This window comes from uncultured Microscilla sp. (genome assembly GCF_947493425.1).
Lineage (GTDB): Bacteria > Bacteroidota > Bacteroidia > Cytophagales > Microscillaceae > Microscilla.
Genome location: NZ_CANLRP010000116.1, coordinates 1 through 17465, shown reverse-complemented (window position 1 = coordinate 17465; position 17465 = coordinate 1). Strand labels below are relative to the sequence as shown.

14 protein-coding genes are annotated in these 17465 nt (G+C 39.7%); 5 read left to right on the top strand and 9 right to left on the bottom strand.

What is annotated here, in order from left to right; all coding sequences use genetic code 11:
* Nucleotides 1–16: 16 nt before the first annotated feature.
* The 6 genes from dinB to lepB (Q0954_RS23430) all read right to left on the bottom strand — a co-directional run bounded on the left by dinB (nt 17) and on the right by lepB (Q0954_RS23430) (nt 5718).
* Nucleotides 17–1078 carry a DNA polymerase IV gene (gene dinB, locus Q0954_RS23455; protein WP_299461048.1) on the bottom strand — a complete coding sequence of 354 codons (1062 nt, stop codon included), beginning with the start codon at nt 1076–1078 and terminating at the stop codon, nt 17–19.
* 37 nt (nt 1079–1115) lie between these two features.
* On the bottom strand, nt 1116–1475 hold the full coding sequence (locus Q0954_RS23450; RefSeq protein WP_299461046.1) for a DUF952 domain-containing protein: 360 nt from the start codon (nt 1473–1475) through the stop codon (nt 1116–1118).
* A 192-nt stretch (nt 1476–1667) separates the two neighbouring features.
* Complete coding sequence (gene lepB / locus Q0954_RS23445) at nt 1668–2846, bottom strand: signal peptidase I (protein WP_299461045.1); 1179 nt, start codon at nt 2844–2846, stop codon at nt 1668–1670.
* A 134-nt stretch (nt 2847–2980) separates the two neighbouring features.
* On the bottom strand, nt 2981–3697 hold the full coding sequence (locus tag Q0954_RS23440) for a M23 family metallopeptidase (protein ID WP_299461043.1): 717 nt from the start codon (nt 3695–3697) through the stop codon (nt 2981–2983).
* Nucleotides 3698–3699: 2 nt separating this feature from the next.
* Nucleotides 3700–4035: a PadR family transcriptional regulator gene (locus tag Q0954_RS23435; protein ID WP_002700055.1), complete on the bottom strand. Its 336-nt coding sequence runs from the start codon at nt 4033–4035 to the stop codon at nt 3700–3702.
* A gap of 471 nt (nt 4036–4506) precedes the next feature.
* Complete coding sequence (lepB, locus tag Q0954_RS23430) at nt 4507–5718, bottom strand: signal peptidase I (RefSeq protein ID WP_299461041.1); 1212 nt, start codon at nt 5716–5718, stop codon at nt 4507–4509.
* A gap of 290 nt (nt 5719–6008) precedes the next feature.
* On the opposite strand from lepB (Q0954_RS23430), the gene Q0954_RS23425 reads away from it, so the two are divergent.
* From Q0954_RS23425 to Q0954_RS23415, 3 genes are read left to right on the top strand one after another with little or no spacing between them, the layout of a single operon-like run.
* A complete protein-coding gene (locus Q0954_RS23425; RefSeq protein ID WP_299461039.1) occupies nt 6009–6401 on the top strand; it encodes a phage holin family protein in 393 nt (130 codons plus the stop codon).
* Nucleotides 6358–6831, top strand: coding sequence for a hypothetical protein (locus Q0954_RS23420; RefSeq protein WP_299461037.1), 474 nt, complete (start codon nt 6358–6360; stop codon nt 6829–6831). Before Q0954_RS23425 ends, Q0954_RS23420 begins: the two co-directional genes overlap by 44 nt.
* Complete coding sequence (locus tag Q0954_RS23415) at nt 6779–7537, top strand: geranylgeranylglyceryl/heptaprenylglyceryl phosphate synthase (RefSeq protein WP_299461035.1); 759 nt, start codon at nt 6779–6781, stop codon at nt 7535–7537. Before Q0954_RS23420 ends, Q0954_RS23415 begins: the two co-directional genes overlap by 53 nt.
* Nucleotides 7538–7803: 266 nt before the next feature.
* On the opposite strand, the gene Q0954_RS23410 is transcribed toward Q0954_RS23415, so the two are convergent.
* Nucleotides 7804–8982: a C10 family peptidase gene (locus tag Q0954_RS23410; protein WP_299461033.1), complete on the bottom strand. Its 1179-nt coding sequence runs from the start codon at nt 8980–8982 to the stop codon at nt 7804–7806.
* 1264 nt (nt 8983–10246) lie between these two features.
* Here Q0954_RS23410 and Q0954_RS23405 point away from each other — a divergent pair.
* On the top strand, nt 10247–14098 hold the full coding sequence (locus tag Q0954_RS23405) for a T9SS type A sorting domain-containing protein (RefSeq protein WP_299461031.1): 3852 nt from the start codon (nt 10247–10249) through the stop codon (nt 14096–14098).
* A 623-nt stretch (nt 14099–14721) separates the two neighbouring features.
* Here Q0954_RS23405 and Q0954_RS23400 read toward each other — a convergent pair.
* Both Q0954_RS23400 and Q0954_RS23395 read right to left on the bottom strand, forming a co-directional pair.
* Entirely contained in the window at nt 14722–14865 is a 144-nt protein-coding gene (locus Q0954_RS23400; protein WP_002700070.1) for a hypothetical protein, read from the bottom strand.
* A 300-nt stretch (nt 14866–15165) separates the two neighbouring features.
* Nucleotides 15166–15321 (bottom strand): hypothetical protein, encoded by a 156-nt coding sequence (locus tag Q0954_RS23395; protein ID WP_299461027.1) that lies wholly within the window; start codon nt 15319–15321, stop codon nt 15166–15168.
* A gap of 499 nt (nt 15322–15820) precedes the next feature.
* On the opposite strand from Q0954_RS23395, the gene Q0954_RS23390 reads away from it, so the two are divergent.
* Nucleotides 15821–16891: a rhodanese-related sulfurtransferase gene (locus Q0954_RS23390; RefSeq protein ID WP_299461025.1), complete on the top strand. Its 1071-nt coding sequence runs from the start codon at nt 15821–15823 to the stop codon at nt 16889–16891.
* Nucleotides 16892–17465: the final 574 nt, after the last annotated feature.

Genomic DNA, 17465 nt, shown 5'->3' with positions numbered 1-17465 from the left:
TACCACGCTCTTTTTTTCAAAACTCCAGCGTAAGTTGAGCACCTGCACCTTTGGTGCCGTCAAGGTTTGATATGCCCAAGCCCAACAGTCTCACCTTGTGCTCCGAAAAATCGCAACCCCGGATCAATTCCTGGGACAAACGGACGACCAGGTCGAGCGTGTTTATAGGGTAAGCAAGGGTTTTGCTACGAGTAATTTGTTGAAAATTATCATATTTGACCTTAAGCGTAATGGTTTGCCCAACCGACTTGGTCTTTTCCATCCGTCTCATGAGTTCTTCGGCTAGTTGGTGCAGTGCTGCCTCCATTTCTTCCAGGTTGGCAAGGTCATGGTCAAAAGTACTCTCGGTACTGACAGACTTTCGGATGCGGTGCGGGTTTACCCTGCGTTGATCAATGCCTTGGGCAATGTTAAAATAATAATTGCCTACTTTGCCAAATTGTCGCACCAGCTTGGTTTTATCCCATCTACGCAAATCTGCCCCAGTGTAAATACCCAATTGCTGCATTTTTTTGGCGGTCACCTTCCCTATACCGTGAAACTTTTTGATGGGTAGTTTTGCTACAAAATCTGCCGCCTCTTCGGGCGAAATCAGGGTAAGCCCATTGGGTTTGTCCAGGTCAGAAGCCACTTTTGCCAAAAACTTATTGACCGAAATGCCTGCCGATGCGGTAAGTTGAGTGGTGTCAAAAATTTTCTGTTTAATTTCACGGGCTATGATAGTAGCTGAGGGCATGCCTACTTTGTTTTGAGTAACGTCAAGGTAAGCCTCATCCAGCGAAAGCGGCTCGACCAAATCGGTATATTCGTGAAAAATTTCCCTGATTTGTTGCGATACAGCCTTGTATACATCGAATCGGGGGCGTACAAAAATAATATGTGGGCATTTTTGGTAGGCAAGCCGCGACGACATGGCCGAGTATACTCCAAATTGGCGGGCTTCATAACTTGCTGCTGCCACCACTCCCCGTTCACGGCTACCACCTACTGCCAGAGGCTTGCCTTGGTACTGGGGATGGTCGCGTTGCTCTACCGAAGCATAAAACGCATCCATATCTATATGGATTATTTTCTGCATGAGTGTGTATACAATAACTTTTGGTGATGTATAATACTTACTGAGTATCCATAGTATCAGGCAGTACAAATTGCCCGTTGGCATCGGTGTTGAGGTCAAAAACCTGGTGTACAGCATTTAGGTTGAGCGAGCCATATAAGTGAGGAAAAAGCTCAGTACCTCCAGTAGTATTCTCATATACGAGGCGAGCATCAAGTTTGGCCACGTTGATTTGTAACAACTTTAAGTTACGTTGTCCTTTAAAAAACAGTTGGGCACTACCTGTTACTTGCTTTAGCTCTGAGCAATGAATAAAACCTTCGGTATTGATAGACGCAGGAGCATACATACCAACTTGCTCGGCTTGCGCCCATTCGGTGGCGGGTACAATGTGGTAAATATATTGGTTATCAGTCATATAGAATGAGTTTTTGATGAGTAGAACAACTTCCTGTAATTTGGGTAAAAAGCCTTTTTTTAGCAAGTTTTTATCAGGTGTCTTTTAATTTTAGCACCTTGGTTTTGTTTGACTCAGGGTTCAGTTGATAAAAAACAAAAAGCCTAACAAGTAATGCTACTTATTAGGCTTTTTATATTGTGGCAGGGGTTATTAATCAATGCTTTTGAACATTCTACCCCAGCGAACTTTACCACTAAATAATCCTTTGTTGGGGTTGAGAGACAACCACGTAAACCAGGCTTTGCCTACGACGTGGTCTCTGGGCACAAAACCCCAATAACGAGAGTCTTGTGAATTGTGGCGATTGTCACCCATCATAAAGTAATAATCTTGCACAAAAGTATACGTTTTGATTTCTTTGCCATCAATGGTGATTTTGCTGAAATCGTTGGCCACTTCTACTTTGTCGTGGTATTCATACTCTTTAATCACAGGTCCGTACTTGATAATATTTTCTTTGGTCATTTCTATCTTCATGCCTTCTTTGGGTAAAGTCAAAGGACCGAAATAGTCTTGGTTCCAGGGAGTTTGTTTGTAGTTATACTGCCCACCTTTGCGCATGTTTTGGTCGCGCCAATAACTGTTGGGGTAAATCTCTGCCGCAAACTCGTTTTTTTCTCTGGCAAGTATTTGCATTGAGAGTGCAGCAGGCCCTAGTTGTTGTTTTAGCAGCTTGATATTTTGAGGAGTAGTAAAAATCTGGTAAATGAATTTGTTATCGTTGGTAGGGGTTACATAGTAACTGTTATTTCTATAAATATCCAGTTTGTCGAGTACTTTTTGTGAAATACTCATGCTTGAAACCAATCTGTACAAAAACTGAAGCTTTTCTGGGTCTTTCGCTTTTTTACCGTTGATATACAATTGGGTATTTTTTACTTCCAGTTTGTCGCCGGGTATACCTACACATCGTTTGATGTAGTTTACCTTCATGTCTACCGGGCTTTTGGTTGTATCGGCAGGCCAGTTAAAAACCACCACATCATTATTTTTTACATCACTAAACCCCGGAATGCGTCGGATAGGCAACTGAATCCAGTCGAGGTAAGAGGGAATATTGGTACCCCATATTTTGTTGTCAGTCAGTGGCATGTGCAACAATGTTTTGGGGGTACGTGCCCCATAGTGCAGCTTGCTCACAAATAAAAAGTCACCTACCATTTGGGTTCCTTCCATAGAAGGAGTAGGGATAGTATAAGCCGACATGATCAACCAGCGGATAAGAGTAGCCGCTACTACCGCAAATACGATAGAGTCAATCCACTCTCTGGCTTTACTTTTTTTCTTTTTATTTTCCTTGTCCTTTTTTTTCCAAAATTTCAAACGCATATCTATGACTTTTTAAAACTGAGCGCAAAAATAACTGATTTTTGAAAGTAATTGCATAAACAGTTTAAATATTACATAAAAAATAATAAGGCGAGCCCTGAAAAGTGAATCAAAAGCTCGCCTTGTTTTATTATTTACTTACCGAAGTACTGCTGTGGATTGACCACTTTGCCGTGTTTTTTTACTTCATAATGTAAGTGAGGACCAGTAGAGAACCCGGTACTTCCGGTAAGTGCTATATTATCTCCTTTTTTTATATATTGGTTTTTTCTTACCAGTATTTTAGACAAATGCCAGTAAGTAGTAGTATACACATCGTTGTGTTGAATCACCACATAATAACCTCGACCCTGGTGAAACTGAGCTTCCACAACTTTGCCTCCAGCAGGTGCAAACACTTTAGTGCCTACGGGTACTCTTATATCAACTCCTGAATGAAACCTAAGTTTACTGCTCATAGGGTGGGGGCGTTTGCCAAAACCAGAACAAACCGGGATAGACTTAAGTAAAGGGTGGGCATTGGGACGTTCCTGGGCTTGTACTACTACTCCAATAAATAAAATCAAACAAGCTGCAATGGTGGCACTCAAGTGAGTAATTCGGCGCGAAATTGAGCGTGTCTTACGGGCTTTGAGCGTATCTTTTTGAACTTTAAGAATTCCTTCTTTGCCAAAAGCGGCAATGGTTTGGGTGTAAGCCTGTTCAAATAATAATTTATTTTCTTGCATTTTGTGCTCTACTGCACAGCATATATGGTCTAATAATTCTCCCTCCAAACGCTCATCGTTTAAGCCTTGTGTACGGAGATTGTTGAGTATCCAGTTAACCTTTTCTTCAGATAAATAAAACATAATTACGTTGTTGCTTTGAGTGATAGTAATGTTTGCATGGTTTCTACAAATTCTGTAAACTCTTCTACCTTTACACGGACAGTAGAAGTACCCTGTGGCGTCAATGAATAGTATTTACGTACCCGTTTACCTATGTTTACTGTTTCGGTCTGAAGCAGTCCTTCGGCTTCGAGCTTGTGTAAACTGGGATATAAAGCCCCTTCGGTAATAATAATCTTGTCGTCTGACAATTTTTTTACCTTTTGGGTAATTTCATATCCATACATCTTTTCATTTTCAGATAAAAGCTTGAGGATGATGGTTTTTAGTGTTCCTTTTAGGAGTTCTTTCGAATACATAGGGCAAAGATACATCAAAATCTTAGGTATAAACAAACGTGCTACGAAAAAATAATAGATAAGTTTCAAAAAACACTTACTTATGTTATATTTATTTTAATAGTCGATAACATTTAGTCCATAGCCCCGACAGGGGCAAGTCCTTAGATGCCGATGCATATCGGTGCTTCAAGCGACAAGTCGCAAGTCCTTAGATACCGATGAATATCGGTGCTACACCCTGTTTAACTCCGTTGAGCTCATCACAGCAAGCTGTAGATTCGGTTCACAAGTAACCACGTCTTTGTATTGTGCTGATTTTCAGTTATTTACAAAAAGCGTAGTTAGAAGGCGATAGCTTATTCGAGTAAACACTCACCTTGTTCGCATTTGTAAACCGAGCCTGCAAATACGCAGTTAAAGAATTTTAAATCCATAAACAACTAATAGTAAGCAATCAAACTTGACTAAAATCACTACCAAGTATTGTATTTAAATTCCTTTAAAAAAACGTTCCCATCTAATTTTGCCATCAAACCAACCACAATTAGGATTGAGCGATAACCAAGTGAACCACGCTTTGCCCGAAATGTGATCTTGTGGTACCAAGCCCCAGTAGCGCGAATCTATAGAGTTGTGGCGATTGTCGCCCATCATAAAATAATAGTTTTGGCGAAAAGTATACGTTTTTACGGGTTTGCCTTCAATGGTTATGCGCGAAAAGTCAGGAGCTACCACCACCGCCCGATGGTACTCATGCTCTTTGATGATGGGAGCATATTTTATAATATTTTCTTTAGTCATAGGCACACGCATTCCATTGGCAGGGATAACCAAAGGACCAAAGTAGTCTATGTTCCAACGAATTTGAGACAAAGCATACCTTTTGGCTTGTGCTTGTTGGCGGGTTTTTTTGTTGAGGTTTTTCCAATAGCTATTGGGATATACCTCAGTAGATAGTGTCCCTTTGGTTGATTTAAGCATTTTGAACGAACGAAGCGTACTCCCTAACTGAGTTTTGAGTGTAGCCATGTTTTGGGGACTGGCAAATATAAGGTATACATGGTGCCCATTGTTGGTTTGGTAATGCAAGTTGCTGTTTTCGCCCCCAAAATAAACATCGTATTTGCCCAATACACGCTTTGATACTTGTATGGTGGTTACCAGTTCATAGCGAAACTGGAGCTTGGTTGGCAATGCCGCTTTTTTACCATTAATGTATACTTCAGCATCGTATATTTTGAGAGTATCGCCCGCAATGCCCAAGCATCGTTTTATATAATTGGTGCGCATGTCTACTGGGCGGGCTATGCTGTCAGATGGAAGGTTAAACACCACTACATCATTGTTTTTTATGTGACTAAACCCTGGCAAACGATAGGTAGGTAGTTGAATCCAACTGAGGTAAGAAGGTAAGCTGGTGCCCCAGATGGTATTATGAGTAAGGGGCAAACGGAGTGGGGTGTTGGGAGTACGTGCTCCATAAGGAAGTTTACTTACGAACAAAAAATCACCTACCATCAATGACCCTTCCATAGATGGAGTAGGGATGGTATAAGCCGACATAATCAACCAACGAATGAGGGTTGCTGCTACTACAGCAAACACAATAGAGTTTATCCACTCTTTGGTTTTGTTTTTTTGCTTTTTGGGAGAGTCCTTTTTTTTAGCAGTGCTTGGCTTTTGCCAAAGTTTCAAACGCATAAAATTTATTAGTTATAGTTTTTATGTTCAATACATAAAACAAAGATGCATAATTTTCTTATGTATTTGCAAGAAACTTACGAAATAAATAATGCTTAGGTTGCTATTGGGGCGTTTTAATACAATAATGATATTAATTTCCCATAAACAAAAAGAAGTGTAAGTAGTTTATTAAGTAATTGACTGTCAGTGATTAGTTAAAATTAGTGCTGAATGCATACTCCTATAATTTATTATTTTGTACTTTTGGTGAAATTTATTTAGGGATATATCAAACACTTTATCAAATTTTGGGATTATTCAATATTAACAAACTTACCAATAATCTGGCTGACTACATCGATACCAAAGTAGAGTTGGTAAAGCTGGATACTCAAGAGCAAATTATCAAAGCGGTAATTGTACTGTTCGAATTACTCATTGTGGTGGTAATTGTAACCATAGTTATGGTATTTTTGAATCTTACCCTGGCCTACTATCTCAACTCAGTACTGGGTGGATCCTACATTGGGTTTATGATAGTAGCTGGAGCCCACTTGTTGCTCTTGACACTGTTATGGTTAAAAAAACGCGCTGTTAGGCGTGGTTTTGAGCATGCCATGTATCAAATGATCACACAAACTGAAAACAAAGACTCCAATGAAAAAGAACGAAAACAACAACCCAAACGCTTACCAGAATGAACCGTCAATGCTTGCTGCTGATCCGGTAGGGGAAGTATCACAAATACGTGCCAGCCTCAAAGAAAAGGCTAAAGAGCAAAAAGCTTTGGTTACAGACGATTTGAGCAAAATAAAGAAGGACACTGGCATTGTACTATTAGCTGCTGGAACCGCTTTTGTCACATTTCAGGTAATACGTGCGCTTACTAAAAGCAAGACTGAACCAGTAGATGAGGCAAACGAGCCCGCTCCAGTAATTTGTCCTCCTGTAGAAAAAAAAGAAAGCTGGGGCAAGTTAGTGCTTATGTGGGTCGGTAGAGAAGTGTTTTCGTATGCAACCGAAAAAGCAAGGGTAATAGCGTACGATTATGCACAGTCGCTAATCAATAAAAATAAAAATGTCGAAGAGGATACTGCAAACACTCATTCAGAGAAGGAAACAAGGGATTAAATCATTTGCTTTATTGATTGACCCTGATAAATTTGATGAAAACACCGGGCAGGCTTTTTTACAGATGCCTGCCTTTACCAAAGTAGATTTCATTTTTGTGGGAGGTAGCCTTATTACTGGCGACAACTTCGGGCAAACCGTACAGTGGTTACGGCAACATGTTCAAAAACCCATCATTATTTTTCCAGGCAGCAACATGCACATCGATATGGCAGCCGATGCCATTCTCTTTTTGTCGTTGATATCGGGGCGTAACCCTGATTTTCTGATTGGACAACAAATAGTAGCGGCACCCATCCTCAAACGTAGCAACCTGGAGGTATTGCCTACCGGGTATATGTTGGTAGAGAGCGGACGACAAACTACCGTATCTTATATTAGCAATACTACTCCTATTCCTCACGACAAACCCGAAGTAGCCGCGTGCACTGCATTGGCAGGCGAAATGTTGGGTTTGCAGCTTATTTATGCCGATGGTGGCAGTGGTGCTGAGCACCCTATTAGTGCCAAAATGATTGGAATGATTAGAAAAAGCGTAGATGCACCCATTATCATAGGTGGAGGCATCAATACTCCCGAACGTGCTCAGAAAGCCCTTCAAGCGGGGGCAGATGTAATAGTAGTGGGCAATGCTATAGAAAAAGATGCTCAGATATTGGAGGGGATTGTAGACAAAGTGGCTGAAATGAACAAGGAGGGTAGTTAGCAAGGCAAACAAAATTAGTAAGATGTATTCAAATACTTATATACCTACCTCAGTTGCTTAATTAACTTTGGGGTAGACAAAAAAAACGGGGTAAATTTATGAATTTACCCCGTTTTTGCTTTGGTAATAAATAAGTAGTCAGACAAAATTAAACATAGCCAATAGATGCGTATAACAAGCTATTAGTAAGCGAGTGAGACATACTGATAACTTATGGCTAATTGCACCGATATTCATCGGCATCTAAGGGCTTGTTACTTAACTGTTTAAGGCTTTACCCTAAATCCTGTGATTACTCCTACGCGGTTGTTGAATGTACGTCCGCTTGGTTTAAAACTATTGTATAAGTACCAGCCATTGGTGCCATTGGTATCGTCAGGTCTGCCGTCCCAACCCCAGTTCATGTGTAAAAACAATTCGCTGTTGTCGTACTTATAGTAGCCATCACACACCCATACGTGGCCAGCACCTTCGTCGTTATACCCCACCAATACCGAAAGTTGTTTTTGGTCAAGTTCTTCGGTTACAGTTTGGCTTACCTGCGCTGGGTCAGCCGAATAATTCAAGAAACGCAAAGTGTTGGCATCAAATCCATAAGTATCTTGAAAACGTGGGTAAGCATAATAACGTGCACTTGAAAACGACCCATTATCAGTGTAATACATGTTTACGTCTTCGCCAATGTCTCTCATTAGTTTGGCTATACCTTTGATACTATCAGGCTCATTTTCTGTCAGTTTATCCTTCATTTTGGTCCAGTCATACTTGCGCCCCATAGCCGTATTTTTAGCTTCTTCGTAGCCTTCACGCCAAATGTCTCCATAATAATACCTAAGTACCTGAGCTACAGCCGTGGCTACACAGCCTGTATAGGCACGTTGGCAAGGTAGGTTTTCTTTTACAGGGGTTTGAGCGTTGTAATAACAACCTTGCCCCCATTTAGAGTAAGTAAGTGCAGACACATACTTAAGGCCAGTAGTACGCGCGTTTCTTTTCAGGCTAACAGCACGTTCCCATCGAGCTTTTATCTGTGCATCGGCTGGCTTACCGTTTTCACGCAATTGGGCTATAGCTTGCTTGCTTTGTTGAAACCAATTGCTTACCCCTGGCGCTTTAGTATCTTCCAGAGTAAAACTGCCTTTGTCGTTAAAGGCAAGCACTGGCGACATTCTGTGTTCGGCAGATACCAATACATAGCCTTGGTTGCGCTCAAAATTGACAATATACACTGCTGCCAATCCGTTTACTTTTGCTGTGGTGATTGAGGTAATTTTTGCCCCGCTTAAGTTGTAGTTTTGAGCAATTTTTCTTGCTTCTGTTTCCGTTACAAGATCAGCTTTTTGCGTGACATTGCCTGGTTGTACTTCAGTTTGCTTTTTTACACAACCTATTTGTAGCACCAATACAAATAAAACTAAGAGCTTAAGTTGAATAGTCCTTTTCATTCTTCTAATAATTAAAATTTTGTTTACTGAGAAATAAGCCTCTTAAAAAGTGAATGAATCATTGACACGCACTTTTTCCGCTGTATTTCTGCTGGTATTATTTATTGAGTTTTAAAATGTTAAATATTTGTAAATCAATACTTAATAGCATTAATCAAAGTGTTATTTCAAAATGATAATGCTACTTGATCTACTCACGTTTTTTTTGTTTTCGTAGGCAAATGTAGGCTTTATTCTACAACTAAAAATGTCTGAATTATACTATTTATAGCGAATGCTAATATACAGTGTAACCTAGTTAATATTGTATAAGGTGTGGGGTGTTTTATAAGGAAGGCAATAAAAAAGACAAGGACTTGTAAGGTTATTTTTATCCAAAAAAACGTGAGGTATTCAGCCTGTATGGATCGCTACTGATTTGCTCATACAGCACGTATGAGGCTTTTGGGTTTACACGAAAACCTTGCTTGTTTGTAAAGCCCCTCAAACAAGACAAGAAATGGAGCAAAAAGAGTTAGTAAAGCCACCAAGCTCGCCAGTCAAACCACAGGACGAGGCTCAAACTCTATACAGTTGATCTGCTGAACTTCGCCGTCTCTGATTATGATGCTACTTCAACAAATAGCGGTGATGCTTTATTTTGGTTGTTTTACCTCCGGAGTAAAAAGCCAAGTGAGAAGAAAAAAAACTTTATATAGGGTGCAATATTAGAATAGTTATATGTTGATTGATAAAAGCAGGTAGGCAAATTCACATAATATAACCTATATATGATCATAGATTCATATTATTTGTCCTATTGTCTTTTTTGACACTTTTATTGGTTTTTTTTGTGTCAATGTGTTGCTGTTCAGTATTTTACAAATAGGACTATTTACTGTAATATATTAAAAAAATCATAGAATAGTTCATTTAAAAGCTCCCTAAGTTATTTATTAGAGCCAAATAATATACTGCAAAAAATACGCTAAGCAGATTTAACTTTTAAGTATATTGTTATATGTATTTTATTGCAATGTTTTTTGCATACTCAATAAAATGCCTTATCTATGCAGCCAATTTGTATTTCGTGTACCTTCAAGCCAGCACATAATGAAACTATAGTTGACTATGCTAACCGGGCTGTATGAGCAATGAGTCTCCCAGTCTGTTAAGTAATATGTTGCAGCCATATTACTTACAGTCCAGTTATAAGGACTGAACTAAGGTGATAATAAACCTTGACCCTGCTAGAATAATAAACCACTAAATTATATTTTCACTTATGCGATTAAAAATCCTAAGTTTCATTTTTATCCTGCTTACGTGTAGTTATGGAGTATATGCTCAGAAAACCACACAAAAAGCAAATTATCATGCGTCTAGTACCTATGTGCGAGAGATTCCAGCACTAGCGAAAATGGATAACATTATTTCTGCTAAAGGGCAGGAGCATAAAGCGCCCCCAAAAAGGAGAGGTAAAAACAACTATGTACCTGGTAAAGGCTACCCTAAAGGCAAAGACTTGTTGATAGAGAAGCAAATCCGACTTAACCAGGCAAGAAAAGCGGCAAAAAGCCAAATTCAAGGGCAAACCAAGTCATTGACCCCGCTTGCCAATTTTGATGCCCACGTAGGTACAGTACTCAATGACCCTACCGGGGCTATTGGTCCTAACCACTACGTGTATGCGTTTAACTCTGGTTTTGGTATACTTGATCGTAGCGGTAACGTATTGGTGCCCGAAGCTTCACTGGGTACTTTGTTTCCTGGCGAAACCCTTGGCGACCCTATTGTAGTATATGACAACTTTGCCAACCGTTTTATTATCATGCAGTTTAGTAATACTCCTAACGGTATATTACTGGCAGTGTGTAAAGGTGCTGACCCTGTAAACGATGGGTGGCATACCTACCGATTTAACACAGGTACTTTCCCTGATTATGAAAAATTGTCTATTTGGAGTGATGGGTATTACATTACTGCCAACAAAGATCAAAGCAGCCCTTCTACTAGCCAGGTAGTTTATGCGCTTGAGCGCGATAAAATGCTGACTGGTGAAGAAGCTACTATTGTTGGTTTCCCTTTACCTGGAATTAGCAACAACGGTTTTTATAGCCCAGGTGGTTTCAATGCCACAGGTACTTCTTTGCCTCCTGCAGGCGTAGGGCACTCTATCATTTATATGCAAGATGATGGATGGGCTGGAGTAGACGAAGATCACCTAAAAATATGGACAACTGATGTAGATTGGGCAAACCCTGAAAATTCTACAATCTCTGAACCGCAAAAATTAACTACTACTGCTTTTGACGGAGTTTTTAACGGTGGTTCTTTCCAAAACCTTGATGAGCCAGGCAGTGGACCAAATCTGGATGCTATTCAGGCAACTATGATGTATATGACCAACTACCGTCGTTTTGAAAACTACAATGCGGTGGTTATCAACTTTGTAGTAGATATTAGCGGAGACGATACTAAAGCTGGTATTCGTTGGTATGAGTTGCGCCAAAGTGCTGACGGACAGCCTTGGACTATATACCAAGAGGGTACTTATGTTCAGCCTGATGGACATAGTGCTTATTGCGGTAGTATTGCGATGGACAAACAAGGTAACATTGGATTGGGGTATACTATAGTAAGTAGCACCAAGCACACTTCTTTGCGTTACACTGGCCGTTTGGCTTCAGACCCATTAGGTGTAATGACTTATGGTGAAAATGTGATTGTAGATGGTGATACTCGCGAAAACCGTGGCGATGGTCGTTATGGTGACTATGCTCAACTGACGGTTGATCCTTTGGACGACTTGACGTTTTGGCACATTGGAGAGTATTTCAAAGGTGAAGGTACCCGCCGTAGCCGAGTGGCTTCTTTCCGTATTGGTACAAGCACGCCTGACAGTATTCCTCCTTCTGCGCCTACTCAATTGGCAATCATAGACACTGGTTATTCAGACGTAACCATTAGCTGGACTGCTTCTACCGATGATCAAGGAGTGGCAAGTTATGAAGTATACCGCGATGGTGAGTTGATTGACATCATCAGTGGTACTACCTACAAAGCTACTGGCTTGACTCCACTTACTACTTATAAATTTTCTTTGAAAGCCCGTGATTTTGGTGGCAACAAATCTGAAATGAGCGAGGTGTTAGAAATTACTACTTTGAACAGCCCTTTCTGTTTGAATGGTATAGAGAACTACCCTTATACTCAAGGATTTGAAGATGGTTTTGGTGATTGGACTCCTGTAAATGGCAAAACCCTGGAATGGAAAATTGGATCAGGATCTACGCCAAGATTCGGCACAGGACCTGATGCTGCTGCTGAGGGTGAAAAATATGCGTATGTGACTCGTAAGTTTGGTTTCTTTGGCAAAAGTGCGTCTTTGGTTTCGCCTTGCTTTAACCTAAGCAATTTAAAAGACCCTATCTTTAGCTTTAAGTACCACATGAAGGGCTTCTACGAGCCAGGTGGTGTGAGTCTTGACATTAGTAAAGACAATGGAGTAACCTGGGAACTATTATGGGTACAAAAGGGTAGCCAAGGCAGCGACTGGAACTCAGTACAGTTGAACTTGTCACAATATGTAGGCGAAAATGTACAGTTAAGGTTCAATCGCTTATTGAAATTTGGTGCCAGATCTGACGTAGCAATTGATGGTATATCTTTAGGAGAGCCTGTGATTTGTTTAGAAGGAAAACTTTCTCTAAACATCACTTTTGACAATTACCCAGAGGAAACTTCTTGGGAGTTGAGAGATGCTGAAGGCAATGTGGTAGATTCTGCAAGCTATACGGCTGACAATACGCCTGATGGTTCGTCTACCAGCAAAACTTTTGAATTGCCTGATGGTCAGTATACATTTACTTTTAAAGATTCTTATGGAGATGGTTTATTGGGCAATGCTTTCTATACTTTGTCTATTGGCGATCGGGTAATTGTAACCGGAGGTAAATTCAGAACAGAAGAATCTACTTCTTTCTGTATCAGCAACTCTGTAGCTTCTTGCGACAATGGCATTACTACTTTCCCTTATACCGAAGGTTTTGAGAAAGGTTTGGGCGCCTGGACACAGAACAACAGCAGAGGTTTACGCTGGGCTTCTATCAAGCCAGGTGAATACTGCAACCCTAACATTGCACCAGCGGCTACCGAAGGTAAAAGATATGCTTATGTACACCCATGGAGAGGGAACCCATTCCAACCATCAATTTTGACTTCTCCGTGTTTTGACCTTTCACAGGCCAACAACCCTGTGTTTACTTTCAAATACTACATGAACTCTCCTTATAAAACAGGTACCTTGAACCTGGAGATAAGTGTAGATAATGGTACTTCGTGGACGGCTATCTGGGGTAAAACCGGCAACCAAGGAGCCGAGTGGAAGTCTGAAAGTATGAATTTGAGAGCGTATGTTGGCAAACGTATACAATTACGATTTGTAGGCGCTACCAACACTTATCTTTGGGCAAACATAGCAGTAGATGATATGTTGTTGAACACTGAAGGAAGCTGTACTGCGGGCGACATTACGCTTGATCTTACTTTTGACAATTACCCAGAGGAAACTTCTTGGGAATTGAAAGATGCCGAAGGTAATATTATAGATTCAGCGAGTTATACTGCTGACAATACACCTGATGGTTCTAACATCACCAAAGTATTTAGCGAACTACCTACTGGTAACTATACCTTTACTATCAAAGACCGTATCGGAGATGGTATATGCTGTAGCTACGGTGAAGGTGCTTATAGCTTATCGGGTGCCAGCGGTATGATTGCTACTGGCGGAGCATTTGGCAGAGAAGAATCTATTACGTTCTGTGTACAAAACAACACTACCAGTGCGCAGGCAAGTCGTAGTACCGATATTGTAACTCACGATCTAAACACCAAATCAGACAGTTATACGGTATATCCTAACCCTGCCGACAAGGTATTGTATGTAAAAGCCAACGGTAAAACCAAAGACGCAAGTCAGGTAATGATCTTTTCAATGTATGGTCGTTTGGCTAAAACTGTAAAGATGAACCCAGGCACTGCTATTGACATTGCAGACTTGCCAGCCGGTACTTACTTTATCCGTATCATAGGTGGAGGCAAAACCGTGACTAAGAAGTTTATTAAATACTAAGTAACGTGTTCAAAATAAGTTTCTGTTTTTTAGGGCAAATACGCACGACTGACTGAGGCATTTTTTGCGCTCGTAGCAGCGCTACGGGCAATAAAAATAACGAAAGGCAGTAAAGCGGATTTATTCTAAACCGGACAGTTATTGCGAACACGTTACTAAATAGTCCATAGTGTTTAGTCGGTAGTCGGTAGCTGTTGAGTTTTGATTTTACCCTAAAAGCCCTAAACATGGTCTTTACTGAGTCAATAATCTATCACGCTTGGCTAGTTTGACCTAATCGACTTAAAATGCACTATTGTCAATAAAAACATAGTCAATTTTTAGGTGCCGATGTAAATCGGTACCTAGCAATAAGCAAAACCCTCAAAGGATTTTATATCTTTTGGGGGTTTGTTTTTTTCATCCCCAAGGCAATCATCTGCAGGAGCTAACTCTTGTTTATTTCGAACAAAAAAAACACCTCAGGATTATAGCCACATCCTGAGGTGTTCTTAGATTCATGAAAAAAATTTAAACTTATAGTATGTTGTGCATAATTTGGTTGTTGAAGCTTTTAAATAATAGTATCTATATATGAATACAATAACCGCCTTTTGGGGCGGCTATTGTAATGGTATCTCAGATTAAGGGCATTGCCAGCCATAAGGCACGCAAATACCAGGCTCACAAAATCTCATGTTAGGACGGTCACAACGTCCCCAACGTCCACCTTTGATTTCTTTTTGAGCGTTTTTGTCAAGCTTTTCAGCGTTCTTAAAATTTTTCATAATAGTATATAATATAAAAATGGTGAATAATAATTTGTTGTTTTAAATAAATTATAAACATCAGTAGCCATTGCTAACTACGGTTAAAAACTTAGTAAAGAATACAGTATCTGCGTCTGCGGTCCCAATAACCACCAAATCTTCTGCAATCTGCTTCGCTAATTGGGTAAATCCCACCTTTGATTGCTTGTAGTTCTTTGTTGTCGATTTGATTTTTCTTAAAATTTTTCATAATAGTGAATAATATAAAAATGGTGAATAATTATTTTGTGTAATTTGTAAAGTATTGATTAACAGTGATTAAGGGCAATAAGAGCCACGAGGCACACATATGCCCGGTTCACACCACCACATGTTTGGTCGGGGACAACTTCTGTTAAGCCATCCTCCTTTCACATCTTGCTGCGCTTTTTTATCAAGCGTAGTTACGTTTTGTAGTTGTTTAAACTTTTTCATAAATAATATATTAATTGGTTAATTGATATAGCATCTATATGATGCTCTATGTTGCAGCTAATTTATGTAACTTTAGTTTAAAAAAGTACTTTTTTGCAAAATAACAACGAGATGTATATTACTTGAAATAAAGTGTAGTTGAGTATTGCAATTATTTATTTAATTTACTAGCCTTTTACTTCATTTTTTCTGCGTTTTTGCGTAGAAAATTAGAAAAAGGCGTTTTTTATCCCTCTTCAAAGCATAGTTGTAATAGTCAACAGTTTTCTTGCCACAATTTTTACCTATCAAGCCTTTTTGCTGCTCTTAAGCCACTTGTGTATATAACTCTAATACTGAATTATTGTAGCAGGTAAATCACTCCAAGGCAACGACTTTTTTGCAATGAAACCTTACGCTGCCTGAATAATTCTCCTAAAATTTGTAATTTTGTTGCTCAAATAAATCATTTAAGGTTTGTTGCTCAATAAGGCGCAGACCGATAACCTTGCAAGTTATTATGGCATTACATAACAAAATAGACAAGCGCGTTCTTAAGGAAAAACTGAAAGAAAGCAAAGAAGAACGGTTGACCATATCGTTTTATCAGTATCATCAATTAGAAAACCCTGAGACCTTTCGTGACGATTTGTACCTGCGCTGGGATAAGTTAGGGGTCTTTGGACGTATCTACCTTGCCAAAGAAGGTGTTAACGCCCAATTGAGCGTGCCTGCTTCAAATTTCGAGGCTTTTAAAGCTGATTTATACAGTACTCACTGGCTAGATGGTGTTCGCTTAAATGTAGCAGTAGAGGACGATGGGAAGTCGTTTTATAAGCTTAAAATAAAAGTGCGTGAAAAAGTGCTTGCCGATGGACTCAATGACGAAACTTTTGACGTAACCAACAAAGGACAACACGTGGATGCTGAAGGGTTTAACCAACTTGCCGAAGACCCTAATACCATTATTATAGACATGCGCAACCACTACGAAACCGAAGTGGGACATTTCAAAGGAGCCATTACCCCCGATGTAGATACTTTCCGCGACTCACTGCCCATTATAGAAGACATGATTGAGGAGCACAAAGAGGACAAAAACCTGTTGATGTATTGCACAGGGGGCATTCGTTGCGAAAAAGCCAGTGCTTATTTTAAGCATAAAGGGTTTAAACGAGTATTTCAGCTTGAAGGAGGAATTATAAAATACGCTCAGGATGCCAGAAAGAAAGGAATTGAGAATAAGTTTATTGGAAAAAACTTTGTATTTGACGAACGCTTGGGTGAGCGTATTACCAATGACGTAATCAGCAATTGTCATCAGTGCGGCAAAGCTTGTGATACTCATACCAACTGTGTAAATGATGCTTGCCATCTGTTATTTATTCAGTGTGAAGCGTGTGCCGAAAAATACCATGCATGTTGCTCTGATGAATGCAAAGATTTTATAGCACTGCCCGAAGAAGAACAAAAAGAACTACGCAAAGGCATTGAGTTAGGTACTAACATTTTTAAAAAGGGACGTTTTGATAAAATGGCGGGAAAGTTTAAAGAAAAGATTGAGCAAAAGCAGCAGGGCATAAAAGAATAAAAAACAAGCCTTCCTATTTTTGTTTACGCCTAAGCGAGTGCAACACTCGTTTAGGCGTTTTTTTATGGGCTGTTGTTAAGGTTTATTTAGGTCAATAATGACTGAACTTAACCGATTTTCATTTGTCTATCTTGTTTGGTTGCTTACCGACGTTATGGGCTTATCTACCGAAAAAAGCCAACTATTGGGGTGGGCAAGGGGTATACTCTATCAAAGGATAACGAACTATATATATTAAAGCTATATATTTATTGCAATCAGGAATCAGGCACTGATTAACATTTAAAATGTACGCCTAAGCGAGCGCAACACTCGTTTAGGCGTTTTTTTATGGGCTGTTGTTGAGGTTTATTTAGGTCAATAATGACTGAATTTAACCGATTTTCATTTGTCTATCTTGTTTGGTTGCTTACCGACGTTATGGGCGTATCTACCGAAAAAAGGCAACGATTGGGGTGGGCAGGGGGTATACTCTAACAAAGGATGACGAACTATATATAATGTGAATATCGAGTTGAATTTTGTACAATTTCAATAAGAGGGCACTCTTTATTGTACTTTTTAAAGATTTGCA